17 protein-coding genes and 7 tRNA genes are annotated in these 13,758 nt (G+C 60.0%); 7 read left to right on the forward strand and 17 right to left on the reverse strand.

The features are described from left to right. Positions 1–21 precede the first annotated feature (21 nt). From AC07TV_RS07610 to gltX, 7 genes are all read right to left on the reverse strand, one after another. Positions 22–98 (reverse strand) — tRNA-Asp (locus tag AC07TV_RS07610). A 12-nt stretch (positions 99–110) separates the two neighbouring features. Then, positions 111–186, reverse strand: a tRNA-Glu gene (locus AC07TV_RS07615). Between the two features lie 31 nt (positions 187–217). Next, positions 218–293, reverse strand: a tRNA-Ala gene (locus AC07TV_RS07620). An 88-nt stretch (positions 294–381) separates the two neighbouring features. After that, a tRNA-Asp gene (locus tag AC07TV_RS07625) sits at positions 382–458 on the reverse strand. Between the two features lie 17 nt (positions 459–475). Beyond that, a tRNA-Glu gene (locus tag AC07TV_RS07630) sits at positions 476–551 on the reverse strand. A 24-nt stretch (positions 552–575) separates the two neighbouring features. After that, a tRNA-Ala gene (locus tag AC07TV_RS07635) sits at positions 576–651 on the reverse strand. A gap of 64 nt (positions 652–715) precedes the next feature. Then, positions 716–2,110 carry a glutamate--tRNA ligase gene (gene gltX / locus AC07TV_RS07640; protein WP_494647796.1) on the reverse strand — a complete coding sequence of 465 codons (1,395 nt, stop codon included), beginning with the start codon at positions 2,108–2,110 and terminating at the stop codon, positions 716–718. A gap of 96 nt (positions 2,111–2,206) precedes the next feature. On the opposite strand from gltX, the gene AC07TV_RS07645 reads away from it, so the two are divergent. The 5 genes from AC07TV_RS07645 (at position 2,207) to AC07TV_RS07665 (ending at position 4,990) form a co-directional block, all read left to right on the forward strand. After that, a tRNA-Val gene (locus AC07TV_RS07645) sits at positions 2,207–2,281 on the forward strand. Positions 2,282–2,486: 205 nt separating this feature from the next. Next, a complete protein-coding gene (locus tag AC07TV_RS07650) occupies positions 2,487–3,383 on the forward strand; it encodes a hypothetical protein (protein WP_494647797.1) in 897 nt (298 codons plus the stop codon). Positions 3,384–3,434: 51 nt separating this feature from the next. Beyond that, the gene (locus tag AC07TV_RS07655) at positions 3,435–4,070 is read left to right on the forward strand and encodes an HD domain-containing protein (protein WP_494647798.1); all 636 of its coding nucleotides are present in this window, start codon (positions 3,435–3,437) and stop codon (positions 4,068–4,070) included. A gap of 57 nt (positions 4,071–4,127) precedes the next feature. Beyond that, positions 4,128–4,448: a DUF5710 domain-containing protein gene (locus AC07TV_RS07660; RefSeq protein ID WP_494647799.1), complete on the forward strand. Its 321-nt coding sequence runs from the start codon at positions 4,128–4,130 to the stop codon at positions 4,446–4,448. Positions 4,449–4,777: 329 nt separating this feature from the next. After that, positions 4,778–4,990, forward strand: a complete 213-nt coding sequence (locus AC07TV_RS07665; RefSeq protein WP_494647800.1) for a hypothetical protein — start codon at positions 4,778–4,780, stop codon at positions 4,988–4,990. A gap of 298 nt (positions 4,991–5,288) precedes the next feature. Here AC07TV_RS07665 and nifM read toward each other — a convergent pair whose 3' ends face one another. From nifM to nifV, 6 genes are read right to left on the reverse strand one after another with little or no spacing between them, the layout of a single operon-like run. After that, positions 5,289–6,098, reverse strand: coding sequence for a nitrogen fixation protein NifM (gene nifM / locus AC07TV_RS07670; RefSeq protein WP_494647801.1), 810 nt, complete (start codon positions 6,096–6,098; stop codon positions 5,289–5,291). Positions 6,099–6,102: 4 nt separating this feature from the next. Next, a complete protein-coding gene (locus AC07TV_RS07675) occupies positions 6,103–6,561 on the reverse strand; it encodes a nitrogen fixation protein NifZ (protein WP_494647802.1) in 459 nt (152 codons plus the stop codon). Next, the gene (gene nifW, locus AC07TV_RS07680; protein ID WP_226498246.1) at positions 6,558–6,899 is read right to left on the reverse strand and encodes a nitrogenase-stabilizing/protective protein NifW; all 342 of its coding nucleotides are present in this window, start codon (positions 6,897–6,899) and stop codon (positions 6,558–6,560) included. Before nifW ends, AC07TV_RS07675 begins: the two co-directional genes overlap by 4 nt. Before the next feature lie 10 nt (positions 6,900–6,909). Then, on the reverse strand, positions 6,910–7,452 hold the full coding sequence (locus tag AC07TV_RS07685) for a hypothetical protein (RefSeq protein ID WP_494647803.1): 543 nt from the start codon (positions 7,450–7,452) through the stop codon (positions 6,910–6,912). 6 nt (positions 7,453–7,458) lie between these two features. Then, complete coding sequence (cysE, locus tag AC07TV_RS07690) at positions 7,459–8,241, reverse strand: serine O-acetyltransferase (RefSeq protein WP_494647804.1); 783 nt, start codon at positions 8,239–8,241, stop codon at positions 7,459–7,461. After that, the gene (gene nifV / locus AC07TV_RS07695; protein WP_494647805.1) at positions 8,234–9,373 is read right to left on the reverse strand and encodes a homocitrate synthase; all 1,140 of its coding nucleotides are present in this window, start codon (positions 9,371–9,373) and stop codon (positions 8,234–8,236) included. The genes cysE and nifV overlap by 8 nt, the downstream gene beginning before the upstream one ends. A 331-nt stretch (positions 9,374–9,704) precedes the next feature. On the opposite strand from nifV, the gene AC07TV_RS07700 reads away from it, so the two are divergent. Further along, positions 9,705–10,388 (forward strand): thiopurine S-methyltransferase, encoded by a 684-nt coding sequence (locus AC07TV_RS07700; RefSeq protein WP_494647806.1) that lies wholly within the window; start codon positions 9,705–9,707, stop codon positions 10,386–10,388. Continuing rightward, positions 10,385–11,002: a 2OG-Fe(II) oxygenase gene (locus AC07TV_RS07705; RefSeq protein WP_494647807.1), complete on the forward strand. Its 618-nt coding sequence runs from the start codon at positions 10,385–10,387 to the stop codon at positions 11,000–11,002. Before AC07TV_RS07700 ends, AC07TV_RS07705 begins: the two co-directional genes overlap by 4 nt. A 19-nt stretch (positions 11,003–11,021) precedes the next feature. On the opposite strand, the gene AC07TV_RS07710 is transcribed toward AC07TV_RS07705, so the two are convergent. From AC07TV_RS07710 to AC07TV_RS07725, 4 genes are read right to left on the reverse strand one after another with little or no spacing between them, the layout of a single operon-like run. Then, entirely contained in the window at positions 11,022–11,990 is a 969-nt protein-coding gene (locus tag AC07TV_RS07710) for a hypothetical protein (protein ID WP_494647808.1), read from the reverse strand. A 15-nt stretch (positions 11,991–12,005) separates the two neighbouring features. After that, positions 12,006–12,764 carry a 4Fe4S-binding leucine-rich repeat protein gene (locus AC07TV_RS07715; protein ID WP_494647809.1) on the reverse strand — a complete coding sequence of 253 codons (759 nt, stop codon included), beginning with the start codon at positions 12,762–12,764 and terminating at the stop codon, positions 12,006–12,008. Beyond that, positions 12,754–13,017, reverse strand: coding sequence for a DUF6129 family protein (locus AC07TV_RS07720; protein ID WP_494647810.1), 264 nt, complete (start codon positions 13,015–13,017; stop codon positions 12,754–12,756). The genes AC07TV_RS07715 and AC07TV_RS07720 overlap by 11 nt, the downstream gene beginning before the upstream one ends. After that, a complete protein-coding gene (locus AC07TV_RS07725; RefSeq protein ID WP_494647811.1) occupies positions 13,014–13,745 on the reverse strand; it encodes a dinitrogenase iron-molybdenum cofactor N-terminal domain-containing protein in 732 nt (243 codons plus the stop codon). Before AC07TV_RS07725 ends, AC07TV_RS07720 begins: the two co-directional genes overlap by 4 nt. Between the last annotated feature and the right edge of the window lie 13 nt (positions 13,746–13,758).

Consider the following 13,758-nt stretch of genomic DNA (forward strand, 5'->3'; position numbering starts at 1 on the left):
CTGGGCTGGTCTTCAAGAAGTTGGCGGAGTGGACGGGACTCGAACCCGCGACCCCCGGCGTGACAGGCCGGTATTCTAACCAACTGAACTACCACTCCGCGCTAAAACCTTGGCGTCCCCACGGGGATTCGAACCCCGGTTACCGCCGTGAAAGGGCGGTGTCCTAGGCCTCTAGACGATGGGGACCCGGACTTTCAGTACTGCCTAGTTCGGCGCTTGGTGGAGGTACGCGGGATCGAACCGCGGACCTCTTGCATGCCATGCAAGCGCTCTCCCAGCTGAGCTATACCCCCACATTCGAGAGACAGCCGAACTATCTGGATACGAGGCATTTGCCTCCTACCCGAAAAAAAACCGGACGGGTCCGGTTTTCTTAAACGTTGGCGGAGTGGACGGGACTCGAACCCGCGACCCCCGGCGTGACAGGCCGGTATTCTAACCAACTGAACTACCACTCCATTTACTACCAAAACCTTGGCGTCCCCACGGGGATTCGAACCCCGGTTACCGCCGTGAAAGGGCGGTGTCCTAGGCCTCTAGACGATGGGGACCCGGACTGTTTTCTTTCGCACTTTTGGTGGAGGTACGCGGGATCGAACCGCGGACCTCTTGCATGCCATGCAAGCGCTCTCCCAGCTGAGCTATACCCCCGCCGCGAAAGAAGGCCGCATTATAGGGACCTGCTTGGTCCTTGTAAAGGGCCTTTCGCGATTATTTAGAGGTACGGCACCAGCGCAGCAACAACCTTGTCGCGGCCAATCAGGGTGATTACCGCGTCGACTGCGGGTGTCTGCGCCTGACCAGTCAGAATGACGCGCAAAGGCATCGCCAGCTTCGGCATTTTAAGGCCGTGCTTGGTGACCATTTCCTTGATCAGGGCGTTGATGGCCGGTGCTTCCCACGCCACGCTGGCAATACCGGCCGCGAAATCGGCAAGGGCCGGACGGGCTTCATCGCTCAGGTGCTGGGCGAGCAACTCCGGATTGGGCGTAACGTGGCTGTAGAACACCTCGACAGCATCGGCCAGCACGTTCAGCGTGTTGCTGCGGTCGACATACAAAGTGACCGCTTTCTCAAGATCAGGGCCGGTGCTGGTGTCGATGCCGCGCGCAACCAGAATGGCCTTTATCCGTGCGGCGAGATCGGCCGGGGGCGTCAGCTTCATGTAGTGCTGGTTCAGCCACAGCAACTTCTCGGTATTGAACTGGGCGGCCGAGGCAGTGATGTGGTCGAGGTCGAACCATTCGACGAACTGCTGGCGCGAGAACACCTCTTCATCACCATGCGACCAGCCGAGGCGGGCAAGGTAGTTGATGACAGCCTCGGGCAGGAAGCCGTCCTCGTCGTACTGCATGACGGAAACAGCGCCGTGGCGCTTCGACAGCTTGGCGCCATCGTCGCCGAGGATCATCGACAGGTGGGCGTAGGTCGGCGTTTCAGCGCCGAGCGCCTGAAGAATGTTGATCTGGCGCGGCGTGTTGTTGACGTGGTCGTCGCCGCGGATGACGTGGGTGATGCCCATATCCCAGTCGTCGACGCAGACGCAGAAATTGTAGGTCGGCGTGCCGTCAGCGCGGGCAATGATCAGGTCGTCCAGTTCAGTATTGGCAAATTCGATGCGACCCTTGACCTGGTCATCCCAGGCGACGACGCCATCCTTCGGATTCTTGAAGCGAACGACTGGCGGGATGTCAGCCGGTGCTGCTGGCAACGTTTTGCCGGCTTCCGGGCGCCAGCGGCCGTCGTAGCGCGGCTTTTCCTTCTTCGCTTCCTGCTCGGCGCGCAGGGCGTCGAGTTCATCGCGTGTCGTGTAGCAGTAATAGGCGCTGCCATTGAGCAGCATCTGCTGGATCACTTCCTTGTAGCGTTCCATGCGCTGCATCTGGTAGAACGGGCCTTCGTCGTGCTCCAGACCCAGCCACTGCATGCCGTCGAGAATGGCTTGTACAGCTTCCGGCGTCGAACGGGCAACGTCGGTGTCCTCGATGCGCAGGATGAAAGTCCCGCCATGGCGTCGGGCATAGGCCCAGGAAAACAGTGCGGTGCGGGCGCCGCCGATATGAAGGTAACCGGTTGGGCTGGGAGCAAAACGAGTGCGGACAGGCTTCATGGGATGCGTGATCTATGCGGGAACAAAGGGTGCTATTCTAGCCGACCCGCGTTTGACCGGCTTGGCGACTTATGGTTAAATGCGCCCCTCTCAAGTGGGCGGTTAGCTCAGCGGTAGAGCACTGCCTTCACACGGCAGGGGTCACTGGTTCGATCCCAGTACCGCCCACCAAGTTCGAGAATCCTAAGACCCGCACAGCGCAATGCTTTGCGGGTTTTTTGTTGCTTTCTGTCATTTGTGGCGCGTGTTTTTGCAGCAAAAGGTTGCTCAGTCTGCGCAAACGCAGCTACATCGATGACATGGAGTTGCCGTTTGCGCTAGCTGCCGAGCGTCCCGCAATTGAATTTTGGATATCCCTTTTTGTGTAAGGTGATTCATGAACAGACTGATTGCGGAACTGACCCGGCTCTATTTTCTTCCTGATCAGGAGTGGCAGAGTTGGCAGCCGAACGATAACGGCGAGCGGGATTATGTTGGCGAGGGGAAACTGACTCCGGATATCCTTGCCGAACACCTGATGGCCGGGAGCAATGTCGGACTCACCCTCTTGAGTCCGGCAGGAACGCTCCGCACGATGGTCATCAGCGTTGAAAGAGGCAGCTACTGGGACCAGTTGGCAGTCCTCTATCAAGGGGTTCAGGAAGATTTTGACTTGCCGGCGCCAGCCATCTCCGTTTCCGTTGAGGATGGTTATCAAATTTGGTTTTCGCTGGCCGAGCCCGTGTCATACCAGCAGGCTCTGGTATTTCTGGACGCGCTCCGACTCAAATATCTTGCCGATATCCCATTGCCGAGACTGAAATTTCGACCGGCTGCTGGAGTGTCTGGAAATGCAGACTCGCTAAGTATCCTTCCACTGATGCAGACGCTGACCAAACCGACCGAGCGCTGGTCAGCATTCATCGACCCAACCATGGGAAGCATGTTTGTCGACGAAACGTGGCTGGAAATGGCGCCAAATCTGGATAAGCAGGCGGCGATGCTGGCTGGCGTCGAAAGTATCAAGCCTGAAGATTTCCAACGGGTATTGACGCTCCTTCCAACAGAAGCAACTTGCTCTCCCGCAGCGGATAACAAACTCCGTCCCGGTAGCGAAGCGCAGCAGCAAAGCCGGAAGACTGATTGCCGACCGTCGTCATCTGGTGTGGGCGGTGATTTTGCCGATCCAAAGAGCTTCCTGATGGCTGTTATGAATGATCCGGATACCAGTGTTCATGACAGGATTGAGGCGGCCAAGGCACTCTTGCCATACTTCGAAAGTCCTGAGGGTTAGGGAATGTCGGGCGACTCATCTCAATGCAACGCGTCGGATTTGGTCGAGCGCGTGGCAAGTTTTATCAAAGCCAAGTTTGAGGCAGAGAGTTCCGGGCACGACTGGCACCACATCCGTCGCGTCTGGCAATTGGCGAAACAGATTGCTCGGCGTGAGGGGGCAAACGAGGAAGTCGTCGAACTGGGGGCGCTTGTGCACGATATTGCCGACTGGAAATTCCACGATGGTGACGATGCCGTCGGTCCCCGCGAGGCTGGGCGCCTGCTTGCCAACGAGGGCGCCTCACTGAGCGTTATCGAGCAGGTCGTCGAAATCGTTGCGACCATCTCGTACAAAGGGGCGGGGGTAAAGACGGAGATGGCCAGTCTTGAGGGCAAGTGCGTGCAGGATGCTGATCGACTGGATGCAATCGGAGCCATCGGCATTGCCCGCTGCTTTGCCTATGGCGGACACGCCAATCGTCTGATGTACGACCCCGATGTGCCGCCAGTCATGCATGCCACGGCAGAGGCCTACAAAGCCGCGAAAGGCACCAGTCTCAATCACTTTTACGAGAAACTATTCTTGCTGAAAGGGCGCATGAACACGTCGACGGGCAAGGAGCTGGCAGAAAGTCGTCATCGTTACATGGAGGTGTTTGTTGACCGATTCCTCGAAGAATGGGGAACGGGGGCCGGATCGGTGTAATGGTTCCGATAAGGTCACGATAATTCGCGCCTGAGACGCAACAGAACAGGGAGCAATATGCGTATCAATTTGAAGGTTCCCTTCGCCGAGAAGGACCAAGCCAAGAAGCTGGGGGCGCGCTGGGATGCTGCCCGGAAAATCTGGTATGTCGAGCAGCAGGCTGATATGGCGCCATTTGCCAATTGGTCGCCTGTGGCCCACGACGGTATTGGTGGCGACGAAACACCACCGCCGAAAAAGCTCTCGGCGCCCAGGCAACAGGGGAGTGGCAAAGTCCATGTCGGTGCCGATTACGTCGAGCAGCCGAAAGTCTGCGATTGTCTGCCGTGGGACTCTTGCCAAAAATGTGCGCCAATGCTCCTGAAATACATCGGCTAATTGGCGTCTGACCAGCTTGTCTGGTGCCCGGCGCGATGCCAGCATCGAACATGCCTGTTCTGGGTGATCGCTACAAACTGATACAAAGCGTTGCAATGCACATCAACTCGCGGGGCGCCGTAAATGTGAATATGGTTACCAATTGATGACGGTAATCGATCCAATAGTTCGCCCTCGATTGTTCCCATCAAGGCTGCTGAAGCCTGGTACATCCAGGTTTCGTTTTTGGTTCCCGATTGGCCGGGAAGCTTGTCAAAATTTTCTGGTTTTAATCGCGACGCAACTTCAGTAGGATTATTGACGCAAAACCACACGGGAGATTTGGCCGAATGAAAGTGAAGTCTTCAATCGAACGCGGTGCTGAGTATCTCTGCACCAAACTGGGTGATGTCGTAACAGCCATTGAACAAGTGGCTGTGGTCAAGGGTTTGGCCATGTGGGAAGTCGAGCGAAAGATAGGAGCCGGAATAAGGAAGCGGCTGATTGTCTCGGAGCGCTCGTTGGTGCCGCAACAGCTATCCGGAGCAGGAAGTCCGGCTTAGGAAGATTTGCTCGAAAGGCCAAGAAATAGAGTGGACTTTCCGAATCAGAGGCGTATTCTGAAATTGAGTTCTGGGCAGTAACTGGTTTCACCAGAACGGAGTTTTTGTTAAATGACTGGAGGTTCTATGGTTGATAGTCCGCCGCAGTTTGATGAGAAGTCTGAGTAGCATCCCAACGGCAAAACGCCGAACACCTAGGCCATGAGTGCCTTGGTCAAAGATCTAAGAAGCCCATGTCTAAAACGCATGGGCTTCATGCTTTCTGGCTGCCGAGTTTGTCGATCAGCCGGGAGCGTGGTTAGAGTTGTTCCTTGATCCAGTCGCGCTGGGCTTCGCGGCGGCGTTTTTCGGTGAGTTTTTCGATGATGCGCGGGCAAGCTTCAGCGAAGGGCATCATGCCGAAGGGCAGGATTTCGTCGCAGCGCAGGATGTGCAGGCCCATCGGTGATTCGAGGACTTCGGAGACTTCGTCAACCGCCAGTTCAAAGGCTGCCGGTTCGAGTTCCGGGAAAAGTTGCTGGCGCTTGACGGTGCCGAGCTTGCCGCCATCCATTGCAGTCGGGCACTGCGAGTGGCGAAGCGCCGCCTGACTGAAATTTTCGACGTTTTTTCCGGTTGACCGTAGATCTTCAAGCGTTTTCGCGGCGATGGCCTTTTCTATCGGATTCGAAAAAGTGATCAGGATGTGGCGAAGGAGGCGCGCTTCCGGACGGTCGAAGGCTTCCGGGTGCAGGCGATAGTAGATTTCCGCGTCGACTTCGGTGACCGGGGGAACGGCTGAGGCGACCTTTTCAAGAACTGCTTCGATGCGCAAATCACGTTCGACGGCTTCGGCCAGTTTGTCGGCATCGAGACCAATCCGTTCGAGATCAGCGGTCATCTCGTCCGGGCTGGTGTAACGAAGGCGGATTTCATTGAGCCGGGTGGCGATGGTTGGTGCCGGAACAACAACCCTGGCTGCGGCGGCGCTCGACAGAATGCGTTGCTCGAGACGCGCCTGCTTGCTGGCAACTTCACCGAGGCGGGCCTGCTCGGCCTCGCTCAGCGTGTCGGGCGCCTTTTTGAACAGTTCGTGGGCAAGCTTGAGTTCCAGGTAGCCGTGTTGCATTTGCTTACTCCGCCGGTTTGTGCGGTTCGAGGATGGCTTCAGGAATCTGCAGGACGCGCCCTGGCAGGCTGTCGAAGTGGATGTGATACGTCACGCCATTTGCCGCATCGCGGATCACTTTGATTACTTCGCCAACAGCGCCAAGTTCGACCAGCACCTGGCCGCCGACCGACAACTGCTTGGCGGCGCGGACTTTCTCGCGGAACTCGAAGCGTGACGGCGTCCATTCATCGTCTCCACCGATCAGTTCCTCTTCGCGGCATCCGACGATCTTGCCCTCTTCGAGGAAGTTCACCGAGTAGATGATCTGGTCCTGCAAGAAGGTGCCGACATCAACGACATAGCCGATGCTGCCACGGCGCACGAGAAAGTCGCCCGGGTCAAGGCCGGGATAGGTGCCGTCGTTGCGGACGTTGCGGGTGAGGCGCACGGCCTCACCGTACTCCCATTTGGCGTTCATCATTGGCGGAACACCTTGTCGAGAGACACGAAGGAGCTCATGCCGCCATCGGGCTTGGAAACGGTCTGAAAGACGGCAAAGACTTTTTCGGTCAGCGAATCCGAGGTCACGAAGTCCTGATAGGCGCGTTCCAGCCACAGGCGGTAGATGCCGCGCTGCATTTCCTCTTCCGGCGGCAGGTTCGGGGCCTGTTTCGACAGGTAGTCGTGGAAGCGCTGCAGGATGTGCAGACGATTCACGTGAACGACAGCCGGGTCGTAGGGGACCGCGAAATAGTCGAGAAAGTCTTCGGCGGAAACCAGGTCTTCCATGGCTTCGGCAAGGGTCAGGGTATCGTCCATGATGGTTTCCTCAGGCAGCAACTAGGGTTAGTGAAGGTTCTTCGGCAGGGGCCGGGTTTTCGCTCTGGAACTCGTCGATGACTTCGAGCAGTTTGGCGGCGCCAAGGTGGTCGCGGCTGTCCAGTGCGGCAAGCCGGGTCAGGCGGTCGCGCGATTCGGTGATGCGGCCAAGGCGCAGCAGAACGACGCTTTCGGCCTTGAGCGCCAGCAGATAGAAACGGAGCAGGCCGAAGGAGGTGGTCGCGGCCGAGCCGAGCTGGGTTTCATTGATCAGCCGCCAGTCGTTGGGAATGCCAAGATGGCGGGCCGAGATGCGCTTGGCGTGGTCGGCGACGATCAGCACATCGTCAAGGCGATGCTGATAGAAGTAGTAGCGATACAGGCTGACCAGCACGGTGAGGTGCTCGGGGGCGAGCAGATGGGCGCGCAGCAGGGCGAGTTCGGCTGCCGGGTCGCCGTAGTCCTGAGCGGCCTGGGCGATCAGACGTTCGGCCTCGGCGGGCAGTTCGTCCTCGAAATACAGCTTGCAGTCGGAGAAGTCGAGTAGGTCCATGGCGGGTCAGTTCACTAGATGCATGGACTCGTGCTCGCAGCACAAGTCGCCGGCTGAACAGGTATTGCATTCGCCGCTGTGATCGGTTGGCGGCTCGTGGCGGACTTCTGCCAGTTCCCTTTCGAGGATCTCGATGCGCTCGATCAGGCAGGCGATCGACTTGGCGACCGGGTCGGGCATGAGGTTGTGATCGAGGCTGATGCCATTGGCGGGGCGTGCCGTACCGACCCGGGTGTCGACGATCCGGCCGGGAACCCCGACGACGGTCCGGTCGGCCGGCACGTCCTTGACGACAACCGAGTTGGCACCGACGCGAACACGTTCGCCGATGCTGATCGGGCCGAGAATCTTGGCGCCGGCACCGACGACAACGCCGTCGGCCAGCGTCGGGTGGCGCTTGCCCTTGTTCCAGGAAGTGCCGCCCAGCGTGACGCCGTGGTAAAGGGTGACATCGTTGCCGACTTCTGCCGTTTCACCGATCACGACGCAGGCGCCGTGGTCGATGAAGAAGCGGCGGCCGATGGTGGCGCCAGGGTGGATGTCGACATTGGTCAGCGTCCGCCCGACGAAGGACAGCAGGCGCGCCGGAAAGCGCCAGCCGGCAAGCCACAGGCGGTGCGATAGCCGGTGGGTGAGGATGGCATGGACGCCGGGGTAGGTGGTCAGCACTTCAAGTGTCGAGCGGGCGGCCGGGTCGCGCTGGAACACGCAGGCCAGGTCTTCCTTGAGGGTCGCCCACAGGCCGGGGGCTGCCAGTACAGTTGCTGTCATGGTCATCGCTTCAGACATGGAGTTGGCTCCGGACGGAGGTCAGAAGTTCGCGCAGATCGGCGGTTTCCGGTGCGTGCTTGTTTTCGGCAACAAAGTTGCGGACGCGTGGCAGCATGGCCTGCGCTTCCTTCTCGCCCAATTCGATGCCGAGGCTGGCGAAAACGACCTGCACGGCACGCGACCCGGAATGCTTGCCGAGCACGATGCGGTGGGACTGGCCAACTTCCTGCGGGTCGTAGCCCTGGTAGTTGTCGGGGTGCTTGAGCAGGCCATCGACGTGGATGCCGGCTTCGTGGGTGAAGGCGCCGGCGCCGACGATGCTCTTCTGCCATGGTACGGCGCGGCCGGAGGCGCTGGCGACCTGGCTGGAGAGGGCGGGGAACCCTTTGAGGCTGACGCCGGTTTCGATGCCGTAAAGCTTGGTCAAGCCGAGCACGACTTCTTCAAGTGGCGCATTGCCGGCCCGTTCGCCGAGGCCGTTGACCGTCGTATTGACGTGCGTCGCGCCGGCCTTGCAGGCGGCCAGCGTGTTGGCGGTGGCCAGGCCCATGTCGTCGTGGGCGTGCATCTCGATTTCGAGGCCGGTGTTGCGGCGCAACGTGCAGATCTTGTCGAAGGTGCCGAAGGGCTCAAGGATGCCCAGGGTGTCGGCAAAACGCAGGCGGCGGGCGCCAGCGCGTTCGGCAGTTTCGGCCAGGGCGCAGAGGAAATTCATGTCGGCGCGCGAAGCATCTTCGCAACCGAGGCCGACTTCGAGACCGAGTGACAGCGCGGCGCCGATGAACTTGGGCAGTTCGCGCAGCAACCAGGCGCGGTCCTGCTTGAGCTTGTAGGAGAGGTGCTGGTCGGAGGCAGGCACCGAAATGTCGATCATGTGGGCGCCGAGATCGGCGCAAGCCGCGATGTCGGCAGGGTGCATGCGGCTCCACACCATGAGGCGCGGGGCGAGCTTGAGGTCGGCGACGGCACGGATGGAGTCACGCTCCTCGTCGCCCATGGCCGGGATGCCGACTTCCAATTCGGGCACGCCAATGGCGGCGAGCTGACGGGCGATGTCCAGTTTTTCGGCCAGCGAGAACGCCACGCCAGCTGACTGTTCGCCGTCGCGCAGGGTGGTGTCGTTGATGGTGACGAAAGCCGCTTGGGTCATGGAAATCTCCTCGGCTTCTTTTCAGCAAGGATGGTGCCAATTTGCAAACCATTGAAAATGCGAAGAAATTTTTTTGTGCTGACGATGGTGTGGGGCCAATGTAGCGAATGCGACAAATTGTTTCGTCGTGCAGCTCGGGCAATTTCGGTGATAGGCTAGTCGTTACCGGGCAACCAGATTGCTCCAACCGCGCGAGTGCCTTTTCGGCCTGCATGGCTCTTTTAGTGGTCCCTTCGCCAATTGCGAAGCAGACCATCAATGAAGCGTTGTGTCTTTCGATCAGAACATTTTCCTGATTCAACAACGCTGCATTTGAAGGGAAGAATCCGCCATGACCGGGCGTGACAACGAACTTTGGCAACAATCCTGGCGCGACGACGAGATCGCCTTTCACCAACTTGCGGTAAATCCGCATCTTGTCAAATTCTGGCCAAATTTCCGGTTGACCGTGGAAGACCGGGTGTTTGTCCCACTTTGTGGCAAAAGTCTTGATCTCCTCTGGCTCGCCAAGCAAGGCCACAAGGTGATCGGCGTTGAACTGAGTCCGCTGGCTGTGCGCGCCTTTTTTCGTGAAAACAAGCTGCAGCCGACGCGCCGGAAAGCCGGTAAATTTACCCTGTGGGAACATGGCCGGATCGCGATTCTGTGCGGTGATTTCTTCAAATTGACGGCCGCCGATCTGGGCGATATTTCCGTCGTTTTCGACCGTGCCTCGCTGACAGCCCTTCCCGACGACATTCGCGGTGACTACATCGCGCAACTTCGGCGCATTTTGCCCGCCAGTTGCCGCATGCTGCTGCTGACCACCGAGGAGCCGGACGAGGACGAAACGCAAGGGCAGCCCTTCGCCGTGGCTGATGAAATTGCCAGTCTGTACACCAGCGCTTTCGACATCGAGCTCAGCCATGTCGAAAGCTTCTTCGAGCCTGATCCCGATCCGGCAATCCGCCAGCCGGTTCGGGTCGAGCAGAAGGTCTATGTTCTGACGCCAAAACGCGAACTGTCTCCCGGGTGATCGAGTGCGGTTCGACCATCAACCTTGGCCTCATTGCCGAGCAACTGGAACGCGTTGGCTACATCGTTCTGCCGGCACCGTTACTGAAAAAACTCTCCGCCCAATTGCTGGGGCGTTGCCAGGATGACGATCCCGGGCGCTTTCATGCCGCCCAGATTGGCCGCGGGCAGGCCAAAAAGCGGATCGACGCCATTCGCGGTGACGTCATCTGCTGGCTCGATGGCCAGGACAGCGTCGATCAAGCCTATCTGGCATGGATGGAAGAACTGCGCGTCGGGCTGAACGCGGCGCTTTTTCTCGGTTTGTTCGATTATGAGTGCCACTACGCCATATACGGCTCAGGCGCTGGCTACGCCCGGCATTCGGATGTGCTGGCCGGGACCCGAAACCGCGTGCTGTCGACGGTTTATTACCTGAACGAAGCCTGGCAGGCCAGCGACGGTGGCGAACTCCTCCTCTTCGCACCGACCGGCGATGCCGTCGTCGCCACGGTCAACCCGACATTCGGCACGATGATCATCTTCCTGAGCGAATCATTTCCGCATCAGGTGCTCGCCGCCCGCCAATCACGCCGCAGCATCGCCGGCTGGTTTCGCGTCAGGGAAGCTAGCTGAAGGCCAGGCTGGCCGACCATTAAACCGAATACGGCCGGTGCAGCCAGCCACGCACGACATCGACATCACGTTGCGGCAGGTAGGCGAAGCCGGCCAGCGCGTCTTCGACAACGGTCTGGGCCACCCAGTGGGGAACCGCCTTGGTGCTCAGCATGTGGAAATACCAGGCGAGCGGGTAGCCCATTTCGCGGTCGAAACGGGTCAGCGCCTCCTGCAGGCTCAGGCCGCTGGTGCCGGCGCTCGCTTCGAATTCGGGCGGCTCACCGGCCAGCGTGGCAATCGGCTGGGCGCGGAAGACTGGCTGGTGGTAGCGGTCGAGGTGTTCGCGGGTGGCGATGACCCAATGGTTGTAGTAGTTGCTGGCGCTGCCGGCGCTGCTCTTGCTCCAGTCTTCGACCATGCGGTGAATGGAGGCGGGTTCCGGCTTTTGCGCCAGCATGCGCTTGAGGAAATTGCCGACATGCTGGATGCGGCGGAATGCATAGAAGGGCAAGCCGACCGGGATCGGGGCATCGTTGCCGCCGCGTGGATCGACCAGTTCTTCGAGCGTTGTCGGTTCGTTCACAAAAAGCTGATGGACGCGCATTTCCTGCAGGTCTTCGATTTCCAGCTGCAGGAAATCGTCGCAGCCCTCACCGGCCGAGGCGACGAGGTAGTGCGTTTGGCCGACCAGTCGCGTGGCGTAAAGCTGCTGACCGGCAAAGTCGTCAATCAGTCGAGCGATGTCGCCGTCGCGTTCATCAATGGCATTTTCGACCCAGCTCTCAAGGCTGTCGCTGACCCGCTGGCCGGCCGCATCGACGATGCCGCCGAGACGGTACCAGCCGCCGCGACCCAGCGCGTGGCGAAATTTCCATTCGGGCAGGGCGTTGCTCAGGGCTTTGACCAGCGCGGCCGGGCCGGCGCTGACCGGGGTCTTGGCGCAGGTTTCAACAATCGCCGGCGACAGTGATTTACAGTATTCGGTCCAACCCTGGTCTTGTTTCATGACTTTCCCTTGTGGTCAGGCAGCTTCCGATTCAGCAAGCCGGGCTTGCGCCGCTTCGCGGACTTCAATTTCTGGGTCGGCGGTCAGTGGCCGCAAAAATTCGATGGGGGCGTTGCCGACGGCCGCCAGGCGAACCCACCATTCGCTGTCCTGCAGCATGGCGGCAGCGAGGCCGGGCAGGGCGCGTTCGGCGACAATGGCGCGAACTTCCGGCTCTTCATCGTCGGCCAGCAGGTGCAGGGCAAAGGGCGGCAGACGGGAGGCGACGACCTTGCGGACTTCGCGTTCCGGATCCTTGGCCAACTTGGCCAACTGGCCATGCGGCAGGCGGCGGGCGACGGTAGCGCGAATCAGATAATCGGGGTCGTTGATCAGGCGGATGAGCAGCGGCTCGGGCAGGCGGGCGGCGACGGAAAGCCGAACTTCGCGGTCACGGTCGGTGGCCATGTCGATCAACTCGTCAACCGGCAGACGCATGGCGACGACGCGACGGACCACTTCGTCGGGGTCCATTTTCAGCCCCAAAATGGCGTCGACCGCAGCATAACGGGTGGCAATGGCCCGCCGTTCCCAGAAAATGTCATTGAGGTACTCGTGCGCCAGTTCCGGATTGTTGCGCAGGAAGCGGTCGATCTGCCGGCCGCTGTGGGCGCGGATGCAGGCATCGCCGGGCGCGCAGCGGCGGCCGTTCAGGTATTCCGGGAAAAAACGGCAGCCTGAGCACAGGCCCAGTTTTCCGATGCCGGCATCGGCGGCGGTCTTTTCACTCGTCATCGACCTTGGACGCAATCAGGATGCCGGTGGCGGCTTCCGCGTTGTTGGTGATTTCCAGGCAATGGCCGGTGGCGCCGGAGATGTAGAAAAGTTCGTAGCCTTCGATGCTGAAAGCCGGGTGATAGCGTGGCGAAACGTCGTCTTCGCTGCATTCGGTAAAGTGCAGTTCGGGAAAGCGCTGGCGCAGCGCGGCGGCGCTGCCATCGATCAAGGCGGCTTCGCCGACCCGGGCGAGCAGGGTCGGGGTAATCATGCTGATTCCTCTTCTTCGAAATCTTCCTCAAAGCGCGCCAGCGAGGCGGATGGAACACCCATGATCTGGGCCAGCCAGGGCGGCGGGCTGGCCAGGCGAGCCTGCAGCTCGACCAGCACTTCGCGGGCCTTGCCGCCTTCCGGCTTCTTGACCGGATGGACGCCGGCGCGAACGACCTTGGCCGCTGCCGGGCCGCCGATCGACTGGACATAGACAATCTGGCAGTCGTTGATCAGCGCCGAGCGGGCGGCATTCTTGTCTTCGGCCGTATCGGCTTCGACCGTCGTGCGGATGTCGATCAGACGGATGGCGTCCTGGCTGATCTGATAGACCAGGAAGCGTTCGCAGGAGCCGAAGTGGCCGTCCAGGGTTTCGCCGCGATTGGCTGCAATGGCGACGCGCAGTGAGCCGGGCATGTCGCCGTCGGTATAGGCGTCGACCGCCGGGAAGTCGCTGTTCTCTACACCCTGGCCCCAAAGCAGGCGGACGGCCTCCTTGAGCGCTTCGCCTTCGACGCCAACGTGGCAGCCTTGTTCGGCGAAGTCGCCGGCCAGGATGACGCGCAGGTCTTCAACCGTCAGCGTGCCGAGCTTGCTTTCGGTGAGCGGGGCTTCGAGTTTCTCGATCAGCGCGCCGACCAGGGCACGAACATCGAGACCGTTCAGGGCGCGGGCCGCCAGCGCAATGCGCAGAGCGGCTTCACGAGAGGCAATTGGCGTATTCGACATGGTGTGCTCCACA

Source organism: Azonexus sp. GW821-FHT04F04 (genome assembly GCF_059420025.1).

Bases quoted from the DNA above. Each gene is read 5' to 3' on its own strand.
- AC07TV_RS07675 (WP_494647802.1), bottom strand. From the start codon at position 6,561: ATGATGAACGCCAAATGGGAGTACGGTGAGGCCGTGCGCCTCACCCGC.
- AC07TV_RS07660 (WP_494647799.1), top strand. From the start codon at position 4,128: ATGCGTATCAATTTGAAGGTTCCCTTCGCCGAGAAGGACCAAGCCAAG.
- AC07TV_RS07715 (WP_494647809.1), bottom strand. From the start codon at position 12,764: ATGACGAGTGAAAAGACCGCCGCCGATGCCGGCATCGGAAAACTGGGC.
- gltX (WP_494647796.1), bottom strand. From the start codon at position 2,110: ATGAAGCCTGTCCGCACTCGTTTTGCTCCCAGCCCAACCGGTTACCTT.
- AC07TV_RS07665 (WP_494647800.1), top strand. From the start codon at position 4,778: ATGAAAGTGAAGTCTTCAATCGAACGCGGTGCTGAGTATCTCTGCACC.
- AC07TV_RS07685 (WP_494647803.1), bottom strand. From the start codon at position 7,452: ATGGACCTACTCGACTTCTCCGACTGCAAGCTGTATTTCGAGGACGAA.
- AC07TV_RS07720 (WP_494647810.1), bottom strand. From the start codon at position 13,017: ATGATTACCCCGACCCTGCTCGCCCGGGTCGGCGAAGCCGCCTTGATC.
- AC07TV_RS07725 (WP_494647811.1), bottom strand. From the start codon at position 13,745: ATGTCGAATACGCCAATTGCCTCTCGTGAAGCCGCTCTGCGCATTGCG.
- nifW (WP_226498246.1), bottom strand. From the start codon at position 6,899: ATGGACGATACCCTGACCCTTGCCGAAGCCATGGAAGACCTGGTTTCC.
- nifM (WP_494647801.1), bottom strand. From the start codon at position 6,098: ATGCAACACGGCTACCTGGAACTCAAGCTTGCCCACGAACTGTTCAAA.
- AC07TV_RS07710 (WP_494647808.1), bottom strand. From the start codon at position 11,990: ATGAAACAAGACCAGGGTTGGACCGAATACTGTAAATCACTGTCGCCG.
- nifV (WP_494647805.1), bottom strand. From the start codon at position 9,373: ATGACCCAAGCGGCTTTCGTCACCATCAACGACACCACCCTGCGCGAC.
- cysE (WP_494647804.1), bottom strand. From the start codon at position 8,241: ATGTCTGAAGCGATGACCATGACAGCAACTGTACTGGCAGCCCCCGGC.
- AC07TV_RS07700 (WP_494647806.1), top strand. From the start codon at position 9,705: ATGACCGGGCGTGACAACGAACTTTGGCAACAATCCTGGCGCGACGAC.
- AC07TV_RS07650 (WP_494647797.1), top strand. From the start codon at position 2,487: ATGAACAGACTGATTGCGGAACTGACCCGGCTCTATTTTCTTCCTGAT.